Genomic DNA, 25,250 nt, shown 5'->3' with positions numbered 1-25,250 from the left:
ATCCAAACTATAATTATTAACTACCTTATTAACAATAAAGATTTTTTATCTTTAAATAAAAATATTTTAATGAAATTTGGAAGCGTAGATAACCCACAAGATATAGATTTTACTTTACCAAAAGATCACCCAGAAACAAAGCGAGTGCTTAATAATGTAAAGGATGATAATATCCCTGATATTTATGTGGGCTGTGCAAAATGGAATAGGGCAGACTTAAAAGGTTTTTACCCAAGAGGTACAAAAGATGAGTTAGCTTATTATTCTTCACAATTTAATTCTATAGAATTAAATGCTACTTTTTACAGAATTTTTCCTGCCGAACAATTTTCAACTTGGTATGATAAAACCCTAAAAGGATTCAAGTTTTTCCCAAAATTAAACCAAGAAATTAGTCATTGGAAAAGATTAAACGAAACTAAAGAAGTTGTAGAAAACTATTTGTATAATGCTTCAAACTTAAAAGAAAAATTAGGCACTATTTTTTTGCAAATGCACAATAATTTTGCTCCAAAAGATTTTGATAGAGTTGTTGGTTTTGTTCAAAGTTGGCCAAAAGAAATTCCTTTAGCTATAGAATTTAGGCATACAAACTGGTATAATGACGAAACAATTGCTAAAGATTTATATCAACTTTTAGAAGAAAATAATATCTCTAATATTATTGTAGATACTGCTGGAAGGCGTGATATTATGCATATGCGTTTAACTAATGCTACTGCATTTGTGCGTTATGTTGGTGCTAATCATCAAAGCGATTATTCTCGTTTAGATGATTGGGTAGAGCGTTTAAAAAATTGGAAAGAACAAGGTGTAAAAGAAATAGATTTTTTTATTCATCAAAACATTGAAAAGGAATCACCTTTGCTTTCTGCATATTTTGTAAATAAAATAAATTCTGAGTTAGGATATTCTCTTAAAATTCCTAATGATAATGAACAACAACAACTTTTTTAATTAAAATATAACATGAGATTTCATACCAGAAAATGGATAAAACCAGAAGATTTAAATGCCAATGGAACTCTTTTTGGTGGTCGTTTATTAGAGTGGATAGATGAGGAAGCAGCGCTTTATACCATCATTCAATTAGAGAACCCTAAAGTTGTTACTAAATACATAAGCGAAATAGATTTTAGAGCTTCGGCAAAACAAGGAGATATTATAGAAATAGGTATCGCCGTTGTAAAATTTGGAATAGCTTCTTTAACCCTAAGCTGCGAGGTAAGAAATAAAATGACAAGAGAAACTATCATAACCATTTCTAATATCGTTATGGTCAATTTAGGAGTTGATGGTAAAGCCTTACCTCACGGCAAAACAGAAGTTGAATTTGTAGCCGATAGACTGGATTAAGGAGGTGGTTTTTTGTTTTAAAAATTGTAAACAAACTTACACTTCTATTGAATAAAATTCAGTTTATATTATATCTATTGGCAATTTTATAAAAATTCAATAACAAAGACCTATAAAGTTTTAAATAACTGCAATAAAGTCTAAATTTGTCAACCTTTTTAAGGTTAGAAAGGGGTAATACAAAATTTAAAATTTTTATGAGTAATACATTATTTGACAAGGTTTGGGATTCGCATGTTGTAAGAAAGATTGAAGGCGGACCTGATGTGTTTTTTATAGATCGTCATTTCATTCATGAAGTAACAAGTCCTGTAGCGTTTTTAGGACTAAAAACAAGAGGTTTAAAAGTGTTATATCCAGAGCGCACATTTGCTACTGCCGATCATAATACGCCAACAATAAATCAACATTTACCAGTTGAGGATTCTTTATCTGCTAACCAATTAAAAGCTTTAGAAGACAATTCTAACGAATATGGTATTAGTCACTGGGGTTTAGGTCATCAAAAAAATGGTATTGTACACGTTGTAGGACCAGAAAACGGAATAACATTTCCTGGTGCAACAATTGTTTGTGGTGATTCACATACATCTACACACGGCGCATTTGGAGCTATTGCTTTTGGAATTGGTACATCGGAGGTTGAAATGGTTTTATCTACACAATGTATTATGCAGCCAAAACCTAAAAAAATGCGTATTAACATCAATGGAACTCTTGGTAAAGCAGTAACTCCAAAAGATGTTGCATTATTTATCATCTCTAAATTAACAACTTCTGGCGCAACAGGTTATTTTGTTGAATACGCAGGTGATGTTTTTGAAAACATGACTATGGAAGGTCGTATGACGGTTTGTAACCTATCTATTGAAATGGGTGCTCGTGGTGGTATGATTGCTCCAGACGAAACAACTTTTGCTTATTTAAAAGGAAAACCATTATCTCTTAAAGGAGACAAATGGGATGAAGCTGTTGCAAACTGGAAAACTTTAAAAACAGATGAAGGTGCTACATTTGATAAAGAATTAACGTTCAATGCAAGTGATATTGAACCTATGATTACCTACGGAACTAATCCAGGAATGGGTATGGGAATTTCTAAACATATTCCAAATGCTGAAGCTGTTGAAGGTGGTGTTGCTACTTACAAAAAGTCTTTAGAATATATGGGTTATGGTGAAAACGATTCCATGATTGGTAAAAAAGTAGACTATGTATTTTTAGGAAGTTGTACTAATGGTAGAATTGAAGATTTTAGAGCCTTTGCATCTATTATAAAAGGAAAGAAAAAAGCAGATAATATTACAGCTTGGTTAGTACCTGGTTCGCATGAAGTTGAAGCTTTAATTAAAGAAGAAGGTATTTTAGATATTATTACTGAAGCTGGATTTGTATTGAGACAACCAGGTTGTTCTGCTTGTTTAGCTATGAATGATGATAAAGTTCCTGCAGGAAAATATGCGGTAAGTACATCTAACAGAAACTTTGAAGGTAGACAAGGGCCAGGTTCAAGAACTTTACTTGCTAGTCCTTTAGTTGCAGCAGCAGCAGCAGTTACAGGTGTCGTTACAGACCCAAGAGAACTTTTATAAGTTTGCAGTAAACAGTAGCAGTTTTCAGTCAGTTAACACAAAAATTTACTACTGAATAAAAAATATTAAATGAATTACTAATTTGCCAAAGAAAGAATGGCTAATCAATATTAAAAAATTACTGCCAACTTATTACTGGCAGACTGAATACTAAAAAATATGGCTTACGATAAATTTAATATATTAACAAGTACAGCGGTTCCATTACCATTAGAGAATGTCGATACCGATCAAATTATACCAGCACGTTTTTTAAAAGCAACAGAACGTAAAGGTTTTGGCGATAACTTATTTAGAGATTGGAGATATAATGGTGACAATTCTCCTAAAGAAAGTTTTGTACTAAATAATCCTATTTACTCAGGAAAAATTTTAGTTGGAGGTAAAAACTTTGGTTCTGGTTCTTCAAGAGAGCATGCTGCTTGGGCAGTATACGATTATGGATTTCGTTGTGTAGTTTCAAGTTTCTTTGCAGATATTTTTAGAAACAATTGCTTGAATGTAGGTGTTTTACCTGTTCAAGTAAGTCCAGAGTTTGCTGAACAAATTTTTGAAGAAATATATAAAGATCCAAATACAGAAATTGAAGTCAATCTTTCTGAGCAAACAATAACTATCAAATCTACAGGAGTTCAAGAATCCTTTGAAATTAATAGTTACAAAAAAGAAAACATGCTTAATGGTTTTGATGATATTGACTATTTACAAAACATAAAAGGCGATATAGAAACATTTGCTAACGGTCTTTTAATGTAAATGAGTACCAAGAGACGATTAGAAATAATGGATACGACATTGCGCGATGGTGAACAAACCTCGGGAGTGTCGTTTTCTGCTTCTGAAAAATTAACTATTGCAAAGCTTTTATTAGAAGAATTAAAAGTTGATCGTATTGAAATAGCTTCAGCCAGAGTATCTGAAGGTGAATTTCAAGCGGTTAAAGATGTTACTAATTGGGCAGCTAATAACAATTATATTGATGCTGTTGAAGTATTAACTTTTGTTGATAATGGTGTCTCTATAAATTGGATGATTGAAGCAGGAGCAAAGGTTCAAAATCTGCTTACAAAAGGCTCATTAAATCATTTAACTTATCAACTTAAAAAAACACCTAATCAGCATTTTAAAGAAATATTAGAAAATATTTCTCTTGCAAAACAAAAAGGCATTGTAACCAATGTATATTTAGAAGATTGGAGTAATGGTATGCGTAATTCTAAAGACTATGTTTTTGAGTTTTTAGAGTTTTTATCAACCCAACCTGTTAAACGCATTATGCTTCCAGATACTTTAGGGATTTTGACTCCAAGAGAATCTTACGAATTTGTAAAAGAAATAAAAGACAAATATCCTCACTTACACTTCGATTTTCATGCACATAACGATTATGATTTAGGTGTTTCTAATGCTATTGAAGGCGTTAGAGCTGGTGCAGATGCTTTACATTTAACAATAAATGGTATGGGTGAACGTGCAGGAAATGCGCCTATGGCTAGTACTATTGCTGTTATTAATGATTTTATGCCTCAAATAGAAATAGGTGTAAATGAAAAAGTATTATACACGGTAAGCAAATTAGTGGAAAACTTTTCAGGTGTTATGATTCCTGCAAATAAACCTGTAATTGGCGCTAATGTTTTTACTCAAACAGCTGGAATTCATGCAGATGGTGATAATAAAAAGAACTTATATTTCAGTGATTTATTACCAGAACGATTTGGTAGAAAACGTCAATATGCTCTTGGGAAATCTTCAGGAAAAGCTAATATTCAAAAGAATTTACAAGAATTAGGACTTCAGCTTAATGATGAAGATTTAAAAAAGGTTACCCAACGTATCATTGAATTAGGTGATAAAAAACAAGTAGTTACCAAAGAAGATTTGCCATATATTATTTCGGATGTTTTAGATAGAACTTACGATGAAAAAGTAAAAGTTAATTCGTATGTATTAACACATTCAAAAGGATTAAAGCCTTCTACAACAGTTTCCATTACTATTAATAATGAGGAGTTTGAGGAACATGCGCAAGGTGATGGACAATTTGATGCATTTATGAATGCTATTCGAAATGTATTCAAAATTAAAAAAATGATCTTACCAGATTTAATTGATTATGCAGTTAGAATTCCACCTGGTAGTCGTTCTGATGCTTTATGTGAAACCATTATCACATGGAAAAATACTGAAAAAGAATTTAAAACACGTGGTTTAGATTCCGACCAAACAGTTTCGGCTATTAAAGCCACAGAAAAAATGCTAAATATTATTACTAATTAAAATATAAAGATGAAATTTAATATTGCCCTTTTAGCCGGAGACGGTATAGGACCAGAAGTTATAGACCAAGCAGTAAAAGTAAGTGATGCTGTTGCAAAGAAATTTGGACACGAAATTACTTGGAAACCAGCCTTAACTGGTGCAGCTGCTATTGATGAAGTAGGAGAACCTTATCCAGATTCAACACATGAAATTTGTTTGGCATCAGATGCGGTTTTATTTGGAGCTATTGGTCATCCTCGTTTTGATAATGATCCCTCAGCAAAAGTACGTCCTGAGCAGGGCTTGTTAAAAATGCGTAAAAAATTAGGCTTATTTGCAAATGTACGTCCAACATTTACATTTCCTTCTTTAATTGATAAATCACCATTAAAAAGAGAACGTATAGAAGGCACAGATTTAGTATTTTTACGTGAATTAACTGGAGGTATTTACTTTGGAGAAAAAGGAAGAAGAGATAATGGTGAAACAGCATACGATAACTGTGTTTACACTAGGGCAGAAGTACAACGTTTAGCAAAAAAAGGTTTTGAATTAGCTATGACGCGTTCCAAAAAATTATGTTGTGTTGATAAAGCAAATGTTTTAGAAACTTCACGTTTATGGCGTGAAACTGTTCAAGCTATGGAAAAAGATTATCCAGAAGTTGAAGTAAGTTATGAGTTTGTTGATGCTGTAGCAATGCGTTTGGTACAATGGCCAAATAGTTATGATGTTTTAATTACTGAAAACCTTTTTGGAGATATTTTAACTGATGAAGCGTCAGTTATTTCAGGATCGATGGGGTTAATGCCATCGGCTTCTATGGGAAGTGATATTGCTTTGTTTGAACCAATTCACGGTTCTTACCCACAAGCTACTGGTTTGAACATCGCTAACCCTTTAGCAACTGTATTATCTGCAGCAATGATGTTTGAAACAGCTTTTAACTTACCAGAAGAAGGTAAAGCAATTAGAGATGTTGTAAACAAATCTTTGGCTGAAGGTATTGTAACTGAAGATTTAGCAGACGGTGCAAAAGCGTACGGAACTAAAGAAGTAGGAGACTGGTTAGCCGCTAATATTTAGAGATTAACGATTTAATAGTCAATATAAAAAAGGATTTAATATTTTTAATATTGAATCCTTTTTTTATTTAACCAATATATGTTTATCCCTCACCAATTAAAACATATCCAAAAAGCAATAATAACACTATTGCTTTTTGCATCTTCATATTTAATTAATAGTCAAACTAGTATAAAAGGTAATGCCTTAACAGCTTTAATTGGAGTACCAAATTTTGGTGCAGAATTTAATTTAAGTAAAAAAACAACTTTTCAAATTGATGCGGCAGCTTCATTTTGGACCATTGATGGTATACCTTATAAATTTGCTTTAGTTTTTCCTGAATTTAGATATTACCCAAAAGAAAGTGGACGAGGATTTTTTGTGGGAGCTCACATAGGTGGAGGAAAATATAAATTACAAAAGTGGAATCATACTAATGATTATCAAGACGGCTATAGTGTTTTTTATGGTTTAACAACTGGATATCAATTTTGGTTGAGTGATAGATTAAATTTAGAAGTATTCTTAGGAGGTGGTAGTCAACAAGGCTATTATAAAGGTTATTCCTTAGAAACAGGAGAGCGAACCGATATAGGTGCAAAAAAATATAATAAAAGCGGAGAATTAATACCATACAGAGGTGGTCTTATGCTAGTTTATAAACTAAACTCAAAAACAAAAAATAAAGGTATAAATTAATAATTTAGTTAGGATTAAGATTAAAAAACAATTCCTGTTTTCATCAAAAAAACTACTTAAATTTTTGTGAAAATTGATTAATAAGAGTCGTTATTAACTATTTTTAACGAATAATTTAATCAAAACCCTTTTTTTATGAAAAAAGTATTACTCTTTACATTCTCATTACTAGTGTGTTTGGTTTCAATTTCAACTGAAGCACAATCCAAACGAAAAAAGAAAAAAGATGCTCAAATTGAAGTTTCTAAACCGGAACCAAAGAAAAAAGAAGGGAAAATTAAGCCTTATGATAAAGTTATTACTAATGATGCTATTTCTGATGATGGTCTATTTAAAACTCATCAAGTAGATGATAAGTACTATTTTGAGATACCTAACGAGTATTTAGGAAAAGATATGCTCTTAGTTAGCCGTATTGCCAAATTACCTGCTAATTTAGGAAATGGTTATGTCAATGCAGGAACTAAAACTAATACAAGTCTAGTCATTTGGGAACGATTTCAAGATAAAATTTTAATAAAAGAAAAATCTTATAACGCTGTAGCAGATGAGGAATTACCAATTAGTATTTCAGTAAAATCAAATAACTACGAACCAACATTATATGCTTTTGATATTGCTGCTTTTAGTAAAGATTCTACAGCAATTGTTATTGATGTTACAAAATTTTATTCAAGCGATGTAAAAGCCATAAGTGGTTTACCGGTACGTTTACGTAAAACCTATAAAGTTAAAAATTTAGATGCTTCACGTAGTTTTATAAATTCAGTTAAAAGTTTTCCTCAAAATATAGAAGTTGTTCAAGATATGACTTACAATGCTTCAGAACCACCATCTTTTGGAAGTACAGAGTCTATTAGTCTTCAAATGAATCAATCTATGATTTTATTACCGGAAAACCCAATGCAACCTCGATTTGCTGATGAAAGAGTAGGGTGGTTTACTATGAGTCAAATTGATTATGGTAGCCCAGAATTAAAAGCTGATACGAAAACATATATTCGTAAATGGCGTATGGAACCTAAAGATCCGGAAGCTTATGCAAGAGGTGAATTAGTAGAACCAGTAAAACCTATTATATATTATTTAGATCCAGCAACACCAGAAAATTTACGTAAGTATATGAAAGAAGGTGTAGAATTATGGCAAAAACCGTTTGAAAAAGCAGGATTTAAAAATGCTATTATTGCTAAATACGCACCAAGTAAAGAAGAAGACCCAGACTTTAGTCCAGAAGATATTCGTTATTCGGTAATTAGATATGTGGCTAGTACAACAAGAAATGCTGTTGGACCAAGTGTTTCAGACCCTAGAACTGGGGAAATTATTGAAAGTGACATTATTTGGTATCATAACCATTTACGCTCTTACAGAAATCGTTATTTATTAGAAACAGGCGCCGCTAACCCATCTGCAAGAACACTAAATACCTCTTCTGAAGACATTGGAGAGATGATGAAAATGGTTATTGCACATGAAGTTGGACATGCATTAGGTTTACCTCATAATATGAGTGCTAGTAAAGCTTACGATGTAGAAAGTTATAGAGATGGTGCTTTCACTCAAAAAAATGGAATTGCAGCTACTATTATGGATTATGCACGCTATAATTATATTGCACAGCCAGGAGATGAAAATATTCGTTTTATTCGACAAATAGGACCTTATGATGATTATGCTATTAATTGGGGATATCGATTTATTCCTGAAGCAGATTCTCCAGAAAAAGAGCTAAAAAAATTAGATGCTTGGATTATTGAAAAAGCAGGAGATCCTAGATATGTTTTTGGAAAGCAAAGTAGTCGTTTTGATCCTACTTCTCAAACAGAAGATATTGGAAACGATGCATTAAAAGCTGGAGATTACGCCCTTAAAAACTTAAAATATGTTGCAGAACATTTACCAGAATGGACAAGTGATGCTACAAACAATTATGAAGATTTAGAGGAATTATATGGCGAGTTATTAGGATGTTGGAATCGTTATATTAATCACGTTTTAACAAATGTTGGTGGTGTTTATGAAAACCTAATCAATCCTAATCAAGAAGGTGTTGCATATCAAGCAGTATCTAAAGAGCTGCAAAAAGCATCCATTAAATGGTTACATAAAAATGCTTTTGAAACCCCAAATTGGCTAGTAGATAAAGACTTAATAACGAATATTGATTATGCAGGATATACAGCACGTTTAGGAAATATACAAAACAGATTTTTAAGTAGTTTATTAAGTTTTGATCGTTTAGGTCGTTTATTAGATCATGAAACAATAGATGTAAAAAATTACTCAGCGTTAGAAATGCTTCAAGATGTTCGTACTGGAATTTGGAGTGAAGCAAATATGACTAAGAATGTAGATATGTATCGCCGTAATTTACAACGTGCATATATAGATAGAATGGCATATTTAATGACTGAAGAATTAAACCCAAGAGAAAATAAATTATTTAGTGTTTCGCAATCGGATATTAGACCTTTGGTAAGAGGTGAACTAAATGTTTTAAAACGTAGTTTAATTAATGCATCTACTCGTGCTACAAATACGGTTACTAAATTATCACTATAAAGATTGTATAGAACGTATCAAGCTCATTTTAGATCCTAAATAGTATATAAGACCTATCTAAAATCTGTAGTACTAGGCAATTCAAAAATTTCTAAACCGAAATAAGGTAATGACGCTATGAGATGATCGAATATATCAGACATGATATATTCGTAATTCTCCCAGCGTTTATCGCTACTAAAAGCATAAATTTCTAAAGGAATTCCTTGATTTGTTGGTGCTAATTGACGTGCCATAATCATCATATCCTTATTAATTGCAGAATGATTATTTAAATAGGTATCTATATACTTTCTAAAAACGCCTAAATTAGTCAGGTTTCTACCATTTAATAAGAGGTCTTTATTAATTTCATTCGATTGGTTATAAGTTTTAATATCAGCTTGTCTTGTTTCTAAATAGGAGCTTATCAACTGAATATTTTTAAGATCTTCTACATCTTCATCACTCAAGTACTTCACGCCACTTTGTTTAATAAATAAAGCACGTTTAATACGTCTACCATCAGAATTTGTCATGCCTCTCCAGTTTTTAAAAGAATCTGAAATAAGAGCATAAGTTGGAATAGTGGTAATGGTTTTATCGAAATTTTGAACTTTTACCGTGGCTAAATTTATTTCAATAACATCACCATCAGCGCCATATTTTTCAAACGTTATCCAATCTCCAATACGAACCATATCGTTTATAGATACTTGAATACTAGCTACAAAACCTAAAATTGTATCTTTAAAAACTAATATAATAACGGCTGAAATAGCACCTAAACCTGTAGCAAATTTTAAAAACGGAATACCAGTAATAATTGCTATTGCCGACATGAAACCAGCCACCCAAGCAAAAATCATAAAGACTTGTATGTAACTGTCTATAGGTTTGTCTTTTAAACGAGGTAGGGTTTTTAAATAGTCTTTTAATGTGCTTAAAAGGCTTCTAACTATCCATAATGTTAATACAATGGCGAATACTTGCAAGCCTTTTTCAACAAAACTTTCAAAACCTTTAAAATCATAAAATACAATAGGAAAAAACTCTAAAGCAATTAATAAAGGTATAATATGAGCAATATTTCTTGGGACTTTATTAGAAATTAATAAATCATCAAAATTTGTTTTAGATCTGGCTGCAAATTGAATAAAAGCACCAATTAATAGTTTTCTAATTATAAAATCAATAATAAAAACAACGAGCATTAATGCTATAATTAATGCGGCCATATTTAAATACTTTGCAGCAATTTCTGAAAGACCTATTGATAATAAATAATCGTAAAGTAAATGTTTTAACGAGCCCATCTTATTTTGTTTCGACTTTTAAATATTTTCTATCAATATAAAATGTTCCAAATGGAATGATAGATGCTAAAAGTATTATAATGAACTGTTTTGTGCTCCAGCTAAAACCTTTTTTAAACATAAATGCAAATGCTATATAGGCTATAAATAAAATACCATGTGGCATTCCTAACAATTTAACATATTGCGGATCATTCGCTAAATATTTTATAGGAGTAGCTATAAAAAGCAATAATAAATAAGAAACACCCTCTAAAAGGGCTATAATTCTAAATAGATTGAAAAAAGAAAACATACTGATTTATTTTGAAGTGCAAAAGTAACGATAAGGGATATGAATAAAAAAAATCCTGAGTTATAATACACAGGATAAATAGCTATAACTTAATCGTGTTATTTTAATTTTATATTTATAACACCATTTGCACCACGAACACCATAAAAAGAAGTTTCTGAAGCATCTTTATAGACTTGAATAGACTTTATATCTGCTACAGAAATAATATTTGAAAGATTACGAAAATCGCCATTATAAGCGTTTCCATTAATTAAAAACAAAGGTTCTGAACTATTTAATATAGAATTTCCTCCAGAACGCACAAGTACTATGGAATCATCACCAGAACCTTTTACAACAACGCCAGAAATGCGACGTAAATAATCGGCTAAAGAAATTTCGGCTTGTGTAACCATAACTTCGTTTGAAGGTTGTGCTGCTGTACGTAAAACTAAATCATCTGTTTTTTGAGTTTTACAACTAAATAAGGTAATGATGCAAAACAATACTATGGAAGCTATATTTTTCATAACGTTTATTCTAATTCCAATAAAGATAAAAAATATAATTCTATTCTGCTTTAAAGAACATTAAAAATAATAAGTCCGTAAATAGCAAAGCGTAACAACCTTAAAGAGCCATAAAGCATCACACTTTTAAAAGGAAACTTAATTATACCCGCAGCGATACAAGATATTGAAAAGGGTAGTGGCAATACAGCACCAACAACTATTAAAAAACCACCCCATTTTTTAGAATTTTTGAGTTGTTTTTCCATTTTTACCTCTAAATAATTATGAATAGAAGGAATATTAGTAATAGAACGACCCATCCAATAAGATAAAAGTCCGCCGGCATAAGATAAAATAGCTAAAAGACTTAAATAAAACCAAGGGCTATACATTTTACCCGCCCAAGCAATAAATATTTCTGGAGGAATGATGCCCAAAAGTGTCTCTGAAACAAAAAAGAAACTTAACACACCATAAGCTGGTAATACTTCAGTAAGATGAGTTAAAGCCTTATTAATATCAAAAAAGTGATTTATTAAATAAACAATACCCACAATAAGAATAATATATGGAGAAGCTTTTTTAATAGCATTCCATACAAATGTGTAAAACCCCGTATAACTATAATATTGGTGAAGTAGCTGTAAACGAGTTTTTTCTATCTTAGATTTAGGCTTCATGAGAGTAATATCCTTTAAAACTTACAAATATAATACATGAAAATTTGTTACATTAATTAATTTAGAACTTTAATATTTTAATAACATTTGTTGAAGAGGAAGAATAGGTATTAAAAAAATCTATTTGACATAATATAAATTATAATTCAGATTTGAAATTATAATCCGACATTATATAAAATGTCTTTGTAACATTAAAAACTTCAGTTTTATTGTATTGGGGAGAAAAAAATCTAGCTATAAATTGTTTTCATAGTCCATACTTTGATTCAGTACACGAACAATCAAAATATCAATATCTGTAGCTAAATAAAAAATAGTATGAGATTTATAAGAAAATCTTTTTAATGAGAATACAAATTCTGAGGCATCGCGTCCAAGATTGATGTTATCTGATAAAACTTGAAAGATATCGTGTATTCCAAATAAATATTCTTGCGCCAGTTTTAATCCAAACCTTTCAATTCCATATTCGTACATTTTTGTAAGATCACTTTCGGCCTTTCCAGATACTTTATAAACGCCCATCTGCTCTCATACGTTCTTCAACTTCTTTCATAATATCTGGAACAGATTTATTGCTAATGCCGCTTTCCATACCTTCTGTTATGGCTGCTTTTAGTGCGGAAAATTTAGCATTTTTTGCCTGATCCTGTCTTACTAAATCACGAAGATATTCACTATCATTAGTGAATTCACCAATTGTAATTCGTGATTTTATCCATTTATCTTGTTTTTCAGTAAATGTTATTGTTTTTCTAATTGTAGACATGTGTATTTTTGTTTTAATAATCATACTATTGGTGAAATTTAATGTATTTGATTGAATATTACAAAAAAATAGAGTTCTAATTTCATGTATTTAGTAACTATTCCCATTCCATACACATTACCACTTCGCTCCTATCGTCGCTTGGGTAAAAAGTATTCCATTAACATTATAGAGAAACATTTGAGAAGAAAAAAATAAGAAAAAGTAGTAATTCAAACTTCGCTTTTAACCAAAGCTCAAGTTACATAACGCGGTACATTATAGTACAAATACTATCATTTGATATTTATGAGAAAGGTCACTATTTTTACTATTTTTTCATTTGCTGAAACAATTCTTTAAACAAACCACGAGCAATTAATAATTTCATTATTTCATTGGTTCCAGCATAAATTCTGGCTACTCTATTATCCGCATACATGCGTGCAATTGGATAATCCCACATATAACCATAGCCTCCAAACAATTGTAGGCATTCATCGACTACTTTACTGTGCATTTCTGTTGCTGAATACTTTGCCATTGAAGCGTTTTCGGCTGTTAGCTGATGATTTGATAATAATAATGTACAGCGATCTAAAAAAGTTTGATGAATTTGTAATTGTGTAGCACATTCGGCTAGTTTAAATTGTGTGTTTTGGAATCCGGCAATTGGTTGATTAAAAGCAGTTCTTGTAGATGTATATTCGATTGTTTTTTCTATAGCTCCTTGAGCGCCACCTATAGCATTGATCGCTACTGATAAACGCTCTCTAGCCAATTCTGTCATCATAATTTTGAAACCTAATCCTTCTTCTCCTAATAAATTTTCTTTAGGAACTTTTACATTATCAAAAAATAATTCGCAGGTATCCTGAGCTTTCATGCCTATTTTCTTAAAAGGGATTCCTTTTTCAAAACCTTCAGACTTACTTTCCATAATTAACAAAGAGACCCCTTCTTTTTCTGTTCCAGAATTAGTTTTTACAGCGACTATAGACATATCACTCATATAACCATTTGTAATAAAGGTTTTTTGTCCAGTTACCAAATAATAATCTCCTTTATCTACGGCATTTGTTTTGATAGCTTTAAGATCACTACCACAGTTTGGCTCTGTCATACCAAGGGATGTAATCATTTTACCCATAGCCATTATTGGTAAATATTTTTGTTTTTGAGCTTCGGTTCCATACTTTAAGAGATATGGAGCAATAATATCTGAATGTAATGAAAAACCTAGTCCAGTAATTCCTTCTTTTGCCAATTCTTCAATAAATAAAGCGCTAAAACTGAAGTCTAAACCACTTCCACCATATTGTTCCGGCATATCCATACACAGCAAACCCAATTCTCCAGCACGTTCCCAGATTTCACGGCTAACCATACCATTTTTTTCCCATTCATCTATATGATCAATAACATCATTATTGATAAAATCTCGAATCATTTCTTGCATCATTTTATGTTCTTCTGATGCGTATATTTCGCGTTCTAATAAAACATTTTTTAACATATCACTTGATCTTTTGATTAATTTACTATTGAAAATAATAAAGGTAACTATATATACTTGAAGGTTTTTAGTTTTATTTAAATACGCAATACATGGGTCATTAAACATTCGTATTTTTGCCTCTCGTTTAATTTTTATATTCTATACTTATTTTTAACGAGTAATCTTTTATAATAAAGAACAAGAAACTAAAACATGATTATACCTAAATTACATTATATTTCTCAAGGAAACTCTCCAAAGGAGCATTTAGAAAACATCCAAAAAGCGTGTACCTCTGGTGCCGAATTAGTGCAATTACGTTTAAAAAATATTTCAGAAAAAAAACTTTTAAAGTTAGCCAAAGAAGCTAGAGAAATTACATCTCATTTTCAAACTAGATTAATTATTAACGATCATTATAAAATAGCAAAAGAGGTAAAGGCTGATGGTGTTCATTTAGGAAAAACTGATGCTAGCCCAACTATAGCAAGAAAGCATTTATCTACTTGGCAAATTATTGGTGGAACGGCAAATACACTGCAAGATTGCGAAACATTAATTGGAAAAGAAGTTGATTATATTAGTTTAAGCCCTTTTAGAGTTACAAAAAACAAAGACAATTTAAATTCGGCTTTAGGTTTAAGTGGTTATACTTCAATTATAGAAGCCTTAAAAACTGAAACACCCATTATTGGTTTTGGAGACATAACTATAGAAGATGTTAAAGATATATTAGAAACAGGTGTTTCCGGAATTGCTGTATCTGAAGAAATTACCAAAAATTTTAATTCGATAAGAACATTTAACCAATTACTAAACGCATCTTCAACAGAAGAACAACGACACACATTTGAATAAATAAAGGTGAAAGTGAAAGGATATCTAATAAAAAAATAAGCTTCCTGCATTTATTAACGTGTTTGAGAATAAGTGCAGAAAGCAATAGCTAGCTGAGAGCTTTTTGTATATTGATGTGGTATTGTATTCCTTTTTTAGCTTTATTCTATTGTTAAAGGAGAATGATGTTCATGAACCATTTTCCAACCATCATTTGTATTTACAAATAATAAAGTTATTTGATCATTAACTACAACGAGATCTTCCCCGAATTTTAATTGAAAATCTGAATGAAAAGTTAAATTAGCAACATCACCATAAACAGCAATTTTTAAATCTTCAGCATTGAAAGCGACTACTTCGGTTACAGCACCAAAAACACTACGTTCGTGAGCTTCGTTTGCTTCACCACCATTTCTAGGTTGTCCATTTTTAAATTCGGTAAACTTTGGACTATAAGCATGAAAGGAAATTAGTTTGTTTAAATCGCCATCTTTAATACTTTGTGCAATGGCAACAAAAGTTTCCAATACTTCTTGTTTAGCCTCTGGAAACTCTGGATTTATTAAATCAAGTTTAGTGTCTTTTTCTTCTAATTCATTTTCTCCGCAGCCTATGCTTATTATTCCTAAAAGCATAAGGCATACTAATGTCAATTTTGTTTTCATAATTTTATATTTTATTGGTTTTGAACAAAAGTAGAATGTAATAATTTCCTATAATTCTACGTTTAGACCAAATAAATATATTTTTAGACCAGAGTTAATTTTAATGTAAATAACTGAAAAAGAACTTATTATTTAGATTCTATAAAAAACTGAAGGTAAAATTCCATATTTGTTATGGAAACATTTTGAAAAGTAAGCAGGACTACTAAACCCTGTTTGATAAGCAATTTCTGAAACATTAGAATTTTGTTTTTCTAGTAATTCTAATGCTTTATTTAGACGATAATCTCTTAAAAATGTGTTTGGAGATTTCCCAACCAAATTCATCATTGTACGGTATAATTTAGATTTACTATATCCTAAATTCTCTTCAAAATCATTAACATTTGTTATTGTATGTGACCAAATATTTTCAGTATAATTCATTAATTTCATCAAAAAATCTTCTTCTTTATTATTTAAAACACGAATAGTTTTTTTAGATAATGGCTTGTTTTGGTTTTCACCTTCATAAAGATCTTTAACTTCTGTTGTTATTGAAAAATCGCCTTTAACTGCGTCGCTTAAATAATCTGAAGTTTTTATAGTGTCCTCAAAAATACTTTCTTTTTCAGTAACCGGAATACCGGCGCTTACCCCTATTTTAAACTCTAAACATGGAGTAATAACACTATTATAAGTATTTTTAATTTCCATTCCACAATGTATAGCATCAGTAACAGTATCAAAAGATATTAGGAAAGTATTTGCTTCTTGTTTTACTATACGTCCATTATATTGAGATGTTAAAGTTTTTATAGATGTTATGTAGCTTCTAATAGCTTCTTTTAAAGGACTTATATTGTTTTCTCTTAAAGTTTTATGCTTTATTTTAACCACCAGAATAGTTCTAAAAGCCGGATCGTTAATAATATTAAGACTTAATTTTTTAGCTTTTTCTGGGTCTTCAATACGTCCTAAAAAAGATTCGACTATGGTACCATTAACCTCAATAATTTGTGTTGGAACAGCACCGTGAGCGTTTTCGTGCAATTCTATAAGGGCTTCTTTACTTGGTGCATCTATTAAACAAAAAGCTGTTTTTCTTTTTTCATCACACCAATAGGTTAATCCTCGACAATTGTATTTATGTTCAATATCTAAATCGGCTTGATGCATTTCTGCAACATGCTGTGCAGTAATGCCGTCAGGAAGGTTGTGTAAATCTAAAAATAATGGCATAGTATTGATTTTGAATGTAATATACATTTTTTAGTATATTATAACAAAAACTAAAAAGCTGTTTTTATAAAAATATTTAGTTATTGCATTTATGGCTTTCTCATACATCTTCAATAAATTGTAATTATTATACCCTTATAAACAACATAAAATACTTTTATAAATCTTTGTTAAAAAAAAGAATGAACGTTCATTTTTATATACATTTGTATCTTAATAATAAAAGAAATGGCTAAACTTCAAAAAAGCATCGACAAACGTAACCAACTTATTAAGGCGACTATTGAGTTAGTAAACAACAATGGTTTTCATGCCACACCAATGAGTAAAATTGCTAAAATGGCAAATGTTTCTCCTGCTACTATTTATTTATATTTTGAAAATAAGCAGGATTTAGCTAACAAAACCTATATAGAAGTAAAAGCCGCATACACCAAATATGCATTTGCTACTTATAATGAAGAAATGCCTGTAGAAGAAGGCTTTGAGATTATATGGAAACGGATTGCTGATTTTAAATTAAAGGAATGCGAAAACGCAATGTTCTTAGCACAATGTGATAATACGCCAATGATTGATGAAGCTAGTAGACAAGAAGGTATTAAACATTTACAACCCCTACTCGACCTTTGGGAACGAGGTAAAAAAGAAGGCATTATCAAGCCATTATCCGATTACTTGTTGTATGCATACGCCATAAACCCATTGTCTTTTTTAATGATTATGCAAAAACGAGGTGCTTTTCAGTTAGATAAAACACATTTAGAAGAAGCATATCAATCGGCTTGGAGCAGTATAAAAGTTTGTAAATAGCATGAAAAAAACTGCCATAATATTAGGAGCTACTGGCTTAACTGGTAATATTTTGCTTCAAAAATTAATTGAAGATGATAGATATGATACTATAAAACTGTTTTCGCGTTCAAGAATTGAGGGGTTACCAAATAAAGTTGTTCAGTTTGTGGGTAATCTTTTAGAATTAGACAAGTTTAAAGCAGATTTTACAGCAAATGAAGTGTTTTGTTGCATCGGTACAACTGCTAAAAAAACACCAAATAAAACGCTTTATAAACAAATAGATTATGGAATTCCGGTGATGGCTGCAAAACTATCAAAAGAAAATAATATAGATACATTTTTAGTGATTTCTGCAATGGGAGCAAATAAAAATAGTAGTGTGTTTTACAACAAAACTAAAGGAGAAATGGAACACGATGTATTGCAACAAAACATAAAAAATACTTTCGTTTTAAGACCTTCTATAATTGGTGGTGAACGTAACGAAAGTAGAATATTAGAAAAAATAGGATTAATTGCTTTTAAAATATTACAACCATTATTTATTGGAAAATTACAGAGTTACAAAATAATTAATGCAGAAACAATTGCACAGGCCATGCTTAATCTGGCAAATAATAAAAGTAATGCCGAAGTTATAATAACTTCAAACGAGATAAAAAAACTAGTGGAAAATAGCTAAAATAGAATTGATTATATGGAATTATTAGACAAATTAAATTGGAGATATGCTACAAAAGCAATGAATGGTGAAAAAGTAGCTGAAGATAAAGTTAAAAGAATTTTAGAAGCAGCACGTTTAGCGCCAACATCAAGTGGATTACAACCTTTTGAGATTATTGTAGTGAAAAATCAAGACATAAAAGAAAAAATTAAACCAATTGCTTGGAACCAATCTGTAATTACAGACTGCTCTCACCTACTCGTTTTTGCGGCTTGGGACACTTATACGGCAGATAGAATTAATTACATGTTTGATTTAACAAATGATATTCGTGGTTTTGAAAACGAAGGCTTTGAAAATTACCGTCAAATGTTACTAAGTACTTATCCGCAAAAAGATGCTGAAGTAAACTTTAATCATGCAGCAAAACAAGCTTACATCGCTTTTTCCCAAGCTATAACTGCTGCTGCTTTTGAAAGTGTTGATGCCACACCAATTGAAGGTTTTGATCCTGCTGCTGTAGACCAAATTTTAGGATTACGCGAAAAAGGATTGCGTAGCGCTGTATTATTACCAATAGGTTATAGACAAGAAAATGAAGATTGGTTAGCTAATCTTGTAAAAGTGAGAAAACCATTGGAAGATTTAGTAACCGTAATTGAATAATTAAAGTGTTACAAAAAAATATTAAACAATTAAAAAGAAAAGAAAAATGAACAATTTTGAATTAAAAAACCCAACCAAAATTATTTTTGGAAAGGATACTATAGAAAAACTAGAAAATGAAATTCCTAAAGATGCTAAAGTACTACTACTTTATGGTGGAGGAAGTATCAAAAAAAATGGCATTTACGACCAAGTAAAAATAGCTTTAGCTAAAGTAGACGTTATTGAGTTTGGAGGTATTCCTGCAAATCCAGAATACGCGATATTAATGGAAGCTTTAAAAATTATTAAAGACGAAAACATTACTTATTTATTAGCTGTTGGTGGTGGGTCTGTAATAGATGGAACTAAGTTTTTATCTGCTGCTGCTTTATTTGAAGGCGATAACCCTTGGGACATTTTAACCCAAAATATTAGAAGTGAAAAAGGGATGCCTTTTGCTACTGTTTTAACCTTACCTGCCACAGGATCTGAAATGAATTCTGGAGCTGTAATTACAAGAGCAGAAACCAAAGAAAAACTGGCTATGGGCGGACCTGGTTTATTTCCTGTTTTCTCAATATTAGATCCGCAGGTAATTACTTCTATTCCAGAACGTCAATTAGCAAATGGCATAACAGATGCTTTTACGCATGTTTTAGAGCAATATATGACTTACCCAATAGGCGCTTTATTACAAGATCGTTTTGCAGAAAGCATTTTACAAACTTTAATAGAAGTTGCTCCTAAAGTATTAAAGGATCCATCAGATTATAAAGCGGCTTCAGACTTTATGTGGAGTTGTACTATGGCTTTAAATGGATTAATCCAAAAAGGTGTTCCTGGAGATTGGGCTGTTCATATGATGGGTCACGAGTTAACGGCTTTATTTGGTATTGATCACGCACGTACTTTAGCTGTAATTGCGCCAAGTCATTACAAATTTAATTTTGAAGCTAAAAAAGAAAAATTAGCTCAATATGGTGAACGTGTTTGGAATATAGCAGAAGGCAATACAGATGATAAAGCTTATGCTGCCATTAAAAAAACTGAAGCTTTTTTCCAAAAATTAGGAATTGATACCAAATTATCAGATTATACTAAAGATTACGAAGGTACTGCCGAAGAAATTGGAAAGCGTTTTACAGATCGTGGTTGGTTAGGACTAGGAGAGCATCAGTCATTATCACCAGATAAAGTTGAGAAAATTGTAAAAATGGCTTACTAAAAGCAACTATGAAATTATTTGAATTATTAGCACTTTTTTCAGAATCATTATAGGGTTTGGTTGCAAAGAAGCTGATAGAAAATACTTCTGAAATTCTGTTTAACAATAAGTTGTTAGTGAGTTTAAAATAATTAATAATCATTTAAATAAAAAGGCTGTCTTTACAGAGACAGCCTTTTTTATATTTTATAATGTTAAGCCAATTTAAATATTTTAAACTGTACGTTTAGACATTCTATAAGTATAATTAGGATATATAGTACGTTTAGCAAAACGATTAAGATTATGGCTGTTTACCATTTTAATATACACTTGTTTTGTAACGCCAAAGTATTCGTAAGTTGATCCGTCTACAAACGTAATTTCTAACAATAACCCTTTATGGTTAAAATCTGCAATACCAGAATTAGTTGTAGTTTCTGTATAAGCGCCTAAATTTGCTTCTTTAGTTTCTGGTGCCATACTTACAAGAAAGTGGTAACCGTCTATAATTTTTCGGCTAATTACCTCAGCTTCTTCCTGTAATGCATCTCCATTTTGAAATTTGTCTGGATGCCATTCTTTAACCAAATTGCGGTAACTCTTTTTTAAAGTCTTTAATTCAACTTCGTTTTCTACTCCAAAGAGTTTTTTATATTCATTTATGCGCTTCATAATCAAATTTTATTTGAAGGCGCAAAAGTACGTGTTAATATCTAATGAATTACGATAGTTTGTAACTAATATTTTTATATTATAAATAACTGATTACAATGTAGTTACACGTACTTTTTTCTTTTTTAATCGAGTGTTATTTAATTTTTTAACCAATTCATCCGCCATAGTTAGAGGAATAGCAACAAATGCACAGTCTGGTTTTAACTCAATTGTTCCTAATTGGTCTTTAGTAATACCACCTTGTTTTAAAAATAATCCTGCTATATCACCTTTAGAAATTTTGTCTTTTCTTCCACCAGAAATAAATAAAGTTTCCCAAAATTGAGGCTTATGTGGTGCTTTTTTAGAAATATTTATACCTTTTATATCCTTAATAAATTCGGGTAATAATTGGTTTTCCCATTTTAATATATAAGCTGTTCCAGATTCATTAACTCTAGCTGTTCTTCCATTTCTATGAATAAAATCTTCCTCATGTCGAGGTAATTCATAATGAATAATGTATTTCAATTCTGGAATATCAATACCCCGAGCTGCCAAATCTGTAGAAATTAATAGTTGGCTGGTTCCGTTTCTAAATTTAATTAAAGCCCGTTCTCTATCTTGTTGTTCCATACCACCCGAAAAGCAAGCATGACTAACTCTTTTTTTATCTAAAAAACGGCTTACTTCATCAATACTATCTCTTAAATTACAGAAAATAATCCCCTGTTCATTGCCAATATGTTGAACCAATTCAAACAACGTTTTTAATTTATTTTTGTCTGGAGAAACCACTGTTTTAATCGCTAATTTCGAGCCTTTCTTTTCCTTTAAGTAATTAATGATGGTTGGCTTGTCTAACCGCACAAAACCAGGTACTTTAACAGCTTGAGTTGCAGAAGTTAATATGCGCTTATTTATACTAGGCAATTCACCTATAATAGCTTTCATTTCTTCCTCAAAACCATCCTCTAAAGACTTATCAAACTCATCTAATATGAGCGTTTTAATACTTGCTTTAGAAAAGCGATCACTATTAAAATGATCCAATATTCTACCTGGCGTGCCTATTAAAATAGCAGGCGTATGTTTAATTTCAATTTTGTCTTTAGACATAGGTCTGCCTCCATAAACGGCATTGACTTTATAACCAGAACCCATAGAACGAATAACTTGCTCAATTTGAATGGCTAATTCTCGTGATGGCACCAATATTAAGGCTTGAACTTCATCAGATTCTGGATTTAATACCTTTAGTAATGGTAATGAAAAAGCCAATGTTTTTCCTGTTCCTGTTGGCGATAATATAATGGTATTTGTTGTTGTTTCAATTACAGAAACAGCTTCCTCTTGCATGGGATTCAAGGCTTGAATATTTAGTTTTTCTAAAATATCCTGCTGATTTTTAATGCTATTTGCCATAATGATTATTTCTTATTTCTTTTTAGTCTTTTTAGACGACTCAACTTTCAGGTTTTCTGTACCAGATTGGGCTAAGTAATTTGCTAATATTTTATCTACGAGTTCCTCTTTTGTTAAATGATGAAAAATCGTTTTCACCTTAGCTTTAAAATCTTCTGAAACATCACGATTAGGTTTGGTCTTAAATATTTTTTTAGCCCATAATAATCCATTATTTTCTTCAATGCTTTGTGCATCTGCTTTTTTAAATTCATTAAAAACAACACCTAATTCCTTTTCAAAATCGGCAATATCTTCAACTTCTTCTTTTTGCAAGATGGTTAACGAAAGCCCCTTTGCTCCTGCTCTTGCTGTACGTCCGCTTCTATGCACATAAGCATCATAAGTATCTGGCAGATGATAATTAACAACATAAGACACTTCTTTTACATCAATACCACGTGCTGCCAAATCTGTAGCAACTAAAATATCGATATAATCTTCTCTAAATTGTCCCATAATACGGTCACGAATACCTTGCGTTAAACTACCATGAATGGCTCCTGATGAGAATTTATTAATGGCTAAGTTTTTTGCCAATTTATTAACCGCCGCTTTGGTTTTACAAAAAATAATACCGCGCTCACCTTCTTTAGAATTTAAAAAATGAAGTAGTACTTCTAGTTTTTCAATAGGTTCTACAACTACATATTGATGGTCTATACCTTTGTGACCAATAGTTTCCATGTCTGCTTCAATTTGTATAACATGTTTAGACATGTAATTTTGAACCAATTGTTTTATAGCACCAGGCATAGTTGCCGTAAATAATAACGTTCTCCTAGATTTAGGAATGTCTTTAATAATACTATCTAAATCTTCTTTTAAAGCACTCACCATTTCATCGGCTTCATCCAACACTAAATACTTTAAGTTTTTAATGCTAATGGCTCCTCGTTTTATTAAATCTACCAAACGCCCTGGTGTTGCCACAACAATATGCGTTGTGCTTTCTAAACGTTCTATTTGAGGTTTTATGGGAATACCACCACATAAAGATGCGATGGATATGTTTGGACTGTTGGTCGCAAAGGCTACTAAATTATTATAAATCTGTTGTCCTAATTCTCTTGTTGGGGCTAATATTAAAGCCTGTACACTAGTGTCTTCAATGTTAATTAACTGCAATAAAGGCAAGCCAAAAGTTGCTGTTTTTCCAGTTCCCGTTTTTGCTAAAACAACCACATCTTCTTTTTGATTAAGAACAATAGGAATCGTCTTTACTTGAATATCTGTTGGAACAGAAATTTCTAAGCCAACTAAGCTCTTTTGTAATTGTTCATTAATTCCTAAATCTGAAAACTGTTTTAACATAAAATATTTTTGTGCAAAGATAACCACACTTTTACAGGGAATACAACCAATTTAGTTTGTTATTTTATTTATTAGCTTGATACCAAAAACACCTGCTGAATTAGTAGGAGTTTTTATTTTGCAAATTGTCTTCGTTTTACACGCAATAAAAACACATATTAATTCAATTCCTTCATAATTTCTGCAAACAATTCATAAGATCGTATTCTATCTTTCACATCATAAATATTAGTAACAGCAATAAGTTCGTCTGCTTTAGTTTGCTCCATAAATTCTTTTACTTGAGCTTTAACTTTGGCTTTACTACCAATAAAAGAATACTTTAACATTTGGTATATTTGTGGATGTTGCAGCATCTCCCTAAACTCATCAGTCATAGCTGTTGGCGGTTGCACATAATCTCGTTTACCTGTAAATATGCCAACAATCATGCGGATTAAAGATGTTGATAAACGTTCGGCTTCCTCATCCGTTTCTGCAATAATAATATTTATTCCAGCCATGACATACGGTTTTTCTAAGTCCTTTGATGGCTTAAACTCATCACGGTAAATATCTATCGCTTCCCATAAATGAGTTGTCGCAAAGTGGCTAGCAAATGCATAAGGCAAACCTTTTTTTGCCGCCAAATGGGCACTGTCTGTACTAGAACCCAAAATGTAGATGGGTACTTCAACACCTTCTGCCACAGTAGCGCGCACTTTAGAACTTGCATTGTTTGTAGAAAAGTATGTTTCTATTTTTTCCAATTCATTAGGAAATGAATGTGCAGCTTGCATAAAATCTGAGCGTATGGCTTGTGCGGTTTCTCTGTCTGTTCCAGGAGCTCTTCCTAAACCTAAATCAATTCGGTTTGGATATAAGGATGCTAATGTTCCAAATTGTTCGGCAATAATTAATGGCGAGTGGTTTGGTAACATAATACCTCCAGAACCAATATGAAGCGTGTTTGTACCTTCGGCAACATAGCCAATTAATACAGAGGTAGCACTACTTCCTATATTAGGCGCATTATGGTGTTCTGCCAACCAATAGCGTGTGTAACCAAAAGCTTCTGCATTTTGCGCCAATTCAAGAGCATTATTAAAAGTTTGTTTAAGTGTATGACCTTCTGAAACTAATGCAAGGTCTAATATGGAATAAGCTGTATATTGAGTTTTCATAAATATGTAAAATAAGTTGTAAACCTTGTGTTTAAAAATGAACCTAAACACAAGATT

General features: G+C 31.4%; 25 protein-coding genes and 1 pseudogene. 13 read left to right on the top strand and 13 right to left on the bottom strand.

The window, feature by feature from the left end; all coding sequences use genetic code 11:
• Positions 1-69: 69 nt before the first annotated feature.
• From BT151_RS07475 to BT151_RS07440, 8 genes and pseudogenes are all read left to right on the top strand, one after another.
• The gene (locus BT151_RS07475; RefSeq protein WP_072401177.1) at positions 70-957 is read left to right on the top strand and encodes a DUF72 domain-containing protein; all 888 of its coding nucleotides are present in this window, start codon (positions 70-72) and stop codon (positions 955-957) included.
• Positions 958-969: 12 nt separating this feature from the next.
• The gene (locus BT151_RS07470) at positions 970-1,356 is read left to right on the top strand and encodes an acyl-CoA thioesterase (RefSeq protein ID WP_072401176.1); all 387 of its coding nucleotides are present in this window, start codon (positions 970-972) and stop codon (positions 1,354-1,356) included.
• Positions 1,357-1,553: 197 nt separating this feature from the next.
• Positions 1,554-2,948: a 3-isopropylmalate dehydratase large subunit gene (gene leuC, locus BT151_RS07465; RefSeq protein WP_072401175.1), complete on the top strand. Its 1,395-nt coding sequence runs from the start codon at positions 1,554-1,556 to the stop codon at positions 2,946-2,948.
• A gap of 159 nt (positions 2,949-3,107) precedes the next feature.
• Positions 3,108-3,704, top strand: a complete 597-nt coding sequence (leuD, locus tag BT151_RS07460) for a 3-isopropylmalate dehydratase small subunit (RefSeq protein WP_072401174.1) — start codon at positions 3,108-3,110, stop codon at positions 3,702-3,704.
• A complete protein-coding gene (locus BT151_RS07455) occupies positions 3,705-5,228 on the top strand; it encodes an alpha-isopropylmalate synthase regulatory domain-containing protein (protein ID WP_072401173.1) in 1,524 nt (507 codons plus the stop codon).
• Between the two features lie 9 nt (positions 5,229-5,237).
• Entirely contained in the window at positions 5,238-6,296 is a 1,059-nt protein-coding gene (leuB, locus tag BT151_RS07450; RefSeq protein ID WP_072401172.1) for a 3-isopropylmalate dehydrogenase, read from the top strand.
• 78 nt (positions 6,297-6,374) lie between these two features.
• Positions 6,375-6,977: a DUF3575 domain-containing protein gene (locus tag BT151_RS07445; RefSeq protein WP_084647901.1), complete on the top strand. Its 603-nt coding sequence runs from the start codon at positions 6,375-6,377 to the stop codon at positions 6,975-6,977.
• 135 nt (positions 6,978-7,112) lie between these two features.
• Positions 7,113-9,585, top strand: a pseudogene (locus tag BT151_RS07440) (zinc-dependent metalloprotease).
• A 10-nt stretch (positions 9,586-9,595) separates the two neighbouring features.
• Here the strand turns inward: BT151_RS07440 and BT151_RS07435 are convergent.
• From BT151_RS07435 to BT151_RS07405, 7 genes are all read right to left on the bottom strand, one after another.
• Positions 9,596-10,837: a mechanosensitive ion channel family protein gene (locus BT151_RS07435; RefSeq protein WP_072401171.1), complete on the bottom strand. Its 1,242-nt coding sequence runs from the start codon at positions 10,835-10,837 to the stop codon at positions 9,596-9,598.
• A 1-nt stretch (position 10,838) separates the two neighbouring features.
• On the bottom strand, positions 10,839-11,132 hold the full coding sequence (locus tag BT151_RS07430) for a DUF3817 domain-containing protein (RefSeq protein WP_072401170.1): 294 nt from the start codon (positions 11,130-11,132) through the stop codon (positions 10,839-10,841).
• Positions 11,133-11,230: 98 nt separating this feature from the next.
• The gene (locus BT151_RS07425; RefSeq protein ID WP_072401169.1) at positions 11,231-11,644 is read right to left on the bottom strand and encodes a TonB-dependent receptor plug domain-containing protein; all 414 of its coding nucleotides are present in this window, start codon (positions 11,642-11,644) and stop codon (positions 11,231-11,233) included.
• Between the two features lie 50 nt (positions 11,645-11,694).
• Positions 11,695-12,306 carry a YqaA family protein gene (locus BT151_RS07420; protein ID WP_072401168.1) on the bottom strand — a complete coding sequence of 204 codons (612 nt, stop codon included), beginning with the start codon at positions 12,304-12,306 and terminating at the stop codon, positions 11,695-11,697.
• 237 nt (positions 12,307-12,543) lie between these two features.
• Positions 12,544-12,834: a type II toxin-antitoxin system RelE/ParE family toxin gene (locus BT151_RS07415; protein WP_072401167.1), complete on the bottom strand. Its 291-nt coding sequence runs from the start codon at positions 12,832-12,834 to the stop codon at positions 12,544-12,546.
• Positions 12,821-13,078: a type II toxin-antitoxin system ParD family antitoxin gene (locus BT151_RS07410; RefSeq protein ID WP_072402600.1), complete on the bottom strand. Its 258-nt coding sequence runs from the start codon at positions 13,076-13,078 to the stop codon at positions 12,821-12,823. The genes BT151_RS07415 and BT151_RS07410 overlap by 14 nt, the downstream gene beginning before the upstream one ends.
• Before the next feature lie 310 nt (positions 13,079-13,388).
• Positions 13,389-14,573, bottom strand: a complete 1,185-nt coding sequence (locus BT151_RS07405) for an acyl-CoA dehydrogenase family protein (RefSeq protein WP_072401166.1) — start codon at positions 14,571-14,573, stop codon at positions 13,389-13,391.
• A gap of 195 nt (positions 14,574-14,768) precedes the next feature.
• Between BT151_RS07405 and BT151_RS07400 the strand changes: the two genes are divergently transcribed.
• A complete protein-coding gene (locus tag BT151_RS07400) occupies positions 14,769-15,413 on the top strand; it encodes a thiamine phosphate synthase (RefSeq protein WP_072401165.1) in 645 nt (214 codons plus the stop codon).
• Positions 15,414-15,553: 140 nt separating this feature from the next.
• Here the strand turns inward: BT151_RS07400 and BT151_RS07395 are convergent, their stop codons facing one another.
• Together BT151_RS07395 and BT151_RS07390 are read right to left on the bottom strand one after the other, a co-directional pair.
• Positions 15,554-16,060 carry a YybH family protein gene (locus tag BT151_RS07395; RefSeq protein WP_072401164.1) on the bottom strand — a complete coding sequence of 169 codons (507 nt, stop codon included), beginning with the start codon at positions 16,058-16,060 and terminating at the stop codon, positions 15,554-15,556.
• Between the two features lie 132 nt (positions 16,061-16,192).
• Positions 16,193-17,281 carry a nickel-binding protein gene (locus BT151_RS07390; protein WP_072402599.1) on the bottom strand — a complete coding sequence of 363 codons (1,089 nt, stop codon included), beginning with the start codon at positions 17,279-17,281 and terminating at the stop codon, positions 16,193-16,195.
• Positions 17,282-17,509: 228 nt separating this feature from the next.
• On the opposite strand from BT151_RS07390, the gene BT151_RS07385 reads away from it, so the two are divergent.
• From BT151_RS07385 to BT151_RS07370, 4 genes are read left to right on the top strand one after another with little or no spacing between them, the layout of a single operon-like run.
• On the top strand, positions 17,510-18,094 hold the full coding sequence (locus BT151_RS07385) for a TetR/AcrR family transcriptional regulator (RefSeq protein WP_072401163.1): 585 nt from the start codon (positions 17,510-17,512) through the stop codon (positions 18,092-18,094).
• Between the two features lies 1 nt (position 18,095).
• On the top strand, positions 18,096-18,761 hold the full coding sequence (locus tag BT151_RS07380; RefSeq protein ID WP_072401162.1) for a Rossmann-fold NAD(P)-binding domain-containing protein: 666 nt from the start codon (positions 18,096-18,098) through the stop codon (positions 18,759-18,761).
• 15 nt (positions 18,762-18,776) lie between these two features.
• Positions 18,777-19,409, top strand: coding sequence for an NAD(P)H-dependent oxidoreductase (locus BT151_RS07375; RefSeq protein WP_072401161.1), 633 nt, complete (start codon positions 18,777-18,779; stop codon positions 19,407-19,409).
• A 46-nt stretch (positions 19,410-19,455) separates the two neighbouring features.
• Positions 19,456-20,616: an iron-containing alcohol dehydrogenase gene (locus BT151_RS07370; RefSeq protein WP_072401160.1), complete on the top strand. Its 1,161-nt coding sequence runs from the start codon at positions 19,456-19,458 to the stop codon at positions 20,614-20,616.
• A gap of 213 nt (positions 20,617-20,829) precedes the next feature.
• On the opposite strand, the gene BT151_RS07365 is transcribed toward BT151_RS07370, so the two are convergent.
• The 4 genes from BT151_RS07365 to BT151_RS07350 all read right to left on the bottom strand — a co-directional run bounded on the left by BT151_RS07365 (position 20,830) and on the right by BT151_RS07350 (position 25,193).
• Positions 20,830-21,270: a KTSC domain-containing protein gene (locus BT151_RS07365; RefSeq protein WP_072401159.1), complete on the bottom strand. Its 441-nt coding sequence runs from the start codon at positions 21,268-21,270 to the stop codon at positions 20,830-20,832.
• Between the two features lie 93 nt (positions 21,271-21,363).
• Positions 21,364-22,677: a DEAD/DEAH box helicase gene (locus tag BT151_RS07360; RefSeq protein ID WP_072401158.1), complete on the bottom strand. Its 1,314-nt coding sequence runs from the start codon at positions 22,675-22,677 to the stop codon at positions 21,364-21,366.
• Positions 22,678-22,689: 12 nt separating this feature from the next.
• Positions 22,690-24,030, bottom strand: coding sequence for a DEAD/DEAH box helicase (locus BT151_RS07355; RefSeq protein WP_072401157.1), 1,341 nt, complete (start codon positions 24,028-24,030; stop codon positions 22,690-22,692).
• A 158-nt stretch (positions 24,031-24,188) separates the two neighbouring features.
• A complete protein-coding gene (locus BT151_RS07350) occupies positions 24,189-25,193 on the bottom strand; it encodes an LLM class flavin-dependent oxidoreductase (RefSeq protein WP_072401156.1) in 1,005 nt (334 codons plus the stop codon).
• Between the last annotated feature and the right edge of the window lie 57 nt (positions 25,194-25,250).

Source organism: Flaviramulus basaltis (assembly GCF_900114265.1).
Lineage (GTDB): Bacteria > Bacteroidota > Bacteroidia > Flavobacteriales > Flavobacteriaceae > Flaviramulus > Flaviramulus basaltis.
This window is presented reverse-complemented; position numbering and strand designations above follow the sequence as displayed.

Excerpts from the sequence above, each read along its gene's own strand:
- BT151_RS07475 (WP_072401177.1), top strand. The coding sequence starts at position 70 with ATGAAATTTGGAAGCGTAGATAACCCACAAGATATAGATTTTACTTTA.
- BT151_RS07470 (WP_072401176.1), top strand. The coding sequence starts at position 970 with ATGAGATTTCATACCAGAAAATGGATAAAACCAGAAGATTTAAATGCC.
- leuC (WP_072401175.1), top strand. The coding sequence starts at position 1,554 with ATGAGTAATACATTATTTGACAAGGTTTGGGATTCGCATGTTGTAAGA.
- leuD (WP_072401174.1), top strand. The coding sequence starts at position 3,108 with ATGGCTTACGATAAATTTAATATATTAACAAGTACAGCGGTTCCATTA.
- BT151_RS07455 (WP_072401173.1), top strand. The coding sequence starts at position 3,705 with ATGAGTACCAAGAGACGATTAGAAATAATGGATACGACATTGCGCGAT.
- leuB (WP_072401172.1), top strand. The coding sequence starts at position 5,238 with ATGAAATTTAATATTGCCCTTTTAGCCGGAGACGGTATAGGACCAGAA.
- BT151_RS07445 (WP_084647901.1), top strand. The coding sequence starts at position 6,375 with ATGTTTATCCCTCACCAATTAAAACATATCCAAAAAGCAATAATAACA.
- BT151_RS07435 (WP_072401171.1), bottom strand. The coding sequence starts at position 10,837 with ATGGGCTCGTTAAAACATTTACTTTACGATTATTTATTATCAATAGGT.
- BT151_RS07430 (WP_072401170.1), bottom strand. The coding sequence starts at position 11,132 with ATGTTTTCTTTTTTCAATCTATTTAGAATTATAGCCCTTTTAGAGGGT.
- BT151_RS07425 (WP_072401169.1), bottom strand. The coding sequence starts at position 11,644 with ATGAAAAATATAGCTTCCATAGTATTGTTTTGCATCATTACCTTATTT.
- BT151_RS07420 (WP_072401168.1), bottom strand. The coding sequence starts at position 12,306 with ATGAAGCCTAAATCTAAGATAGAAAAAACTCGTTTACAGCTACTTCAC.
- BT151_RS07415 (WP_072401167.1), bottom strand. The coding sequence starts at position 12,834 with ATGGGCGTTTATAAAGTATCTGGAAAGGCCGAAAGTGATCTTACAAAA.
- BT151_RS07410 (WP_072402600.1), bottom strand. The coding sequence starts at position 13,078 with ATGTCTACAATTAGAAAAACAATAACATTTACTGAAAAACAAGATAAA.
- BT151_RS07405 (WP_072401166.1), bottom strand. The coding sequence starts at position 14,573 with ATGTTAAAAAATGTTTTATTAGAACGCGAAATATACGCATCAGAAGAA.
- BT151_RS07400 (WP_072401165.1), top strand. The coding sequence starts at position 14,769 with ATGATTATACCTAAATTACATTATATTTCTCAAGGAAACTCTCCAAAG.
- BT151_RS07395 (WP_072401164.1), bottom strand. The coding sequence starts at position 16,060 with ATGAAAACAAAATTGACATTAGTATGCCTTATGCTTTTAGGAATAATA.
- BT151_RS07390 (WP_072402599.1), bottom strand. The coding sequence starts at position 17,281 with ATGCCATTATTTTTAGATTTACACAACCTTCCTGACGGCATTACTGCA.
- BT151_RS07385 (WP_072401163.1), top strand. The coding sequence starts at position 17,510 with ATGGCTAAACTTCAAAAAAGCATCGACAAACGTAACCAACTTATTAAG.
- BT151_RS07380 (WP_072401162.1), top strand. The coding sequence starts at position 18,096 with ATGAAAAAAACTGCCATAATATTAGGAGCTACTGGCTTAACTGGTAAT.
- BT151_RS07375 (WP_072401161.1), top strand. The coding sequence starts at position 18,777 with ATGGAATTATTAGACAAATTAAATTGGAGATATGCTACAAAAGCAATG.
- BT151_RS07370 (WP_072401160.1), top strand. The coding sequence starts at position 19,456 with ATGAACAATTTTGAATTAAAAAACCCAACCAAAATTATTTTTGGAAAG.
- BT151_RS07365 (WP_072401159.1), bottom strand. The coding sequence starts at position 21,270 with ATGAAGCGCATAAATGAATATAAAAAACTCTTTGGAGTAGAAAACGAA.
- BT151_RS07360 (WP_072401158.1), bottom strand. The coding sequence starts at position 22,677 with ATGGCAAATAGCATTAAAAATCAGCAGGATATTTTAGAAAAACTAAAT.
- BT151_RS07355 (WP_072401157.1), bottom strand. The coding sequence starts at position 24,030 with ATGTTAAAACAGTTTTCAGATTTAGGAATTAATGAACAATTACAAAAG.
- BT151_RS07350 (WP_072401156.1), bottom strand. The coding sequence starts at position 25,193 with ATGAAAACTCAATATACAGCTTATTCCATATTAGACCTTGCATTAGTT.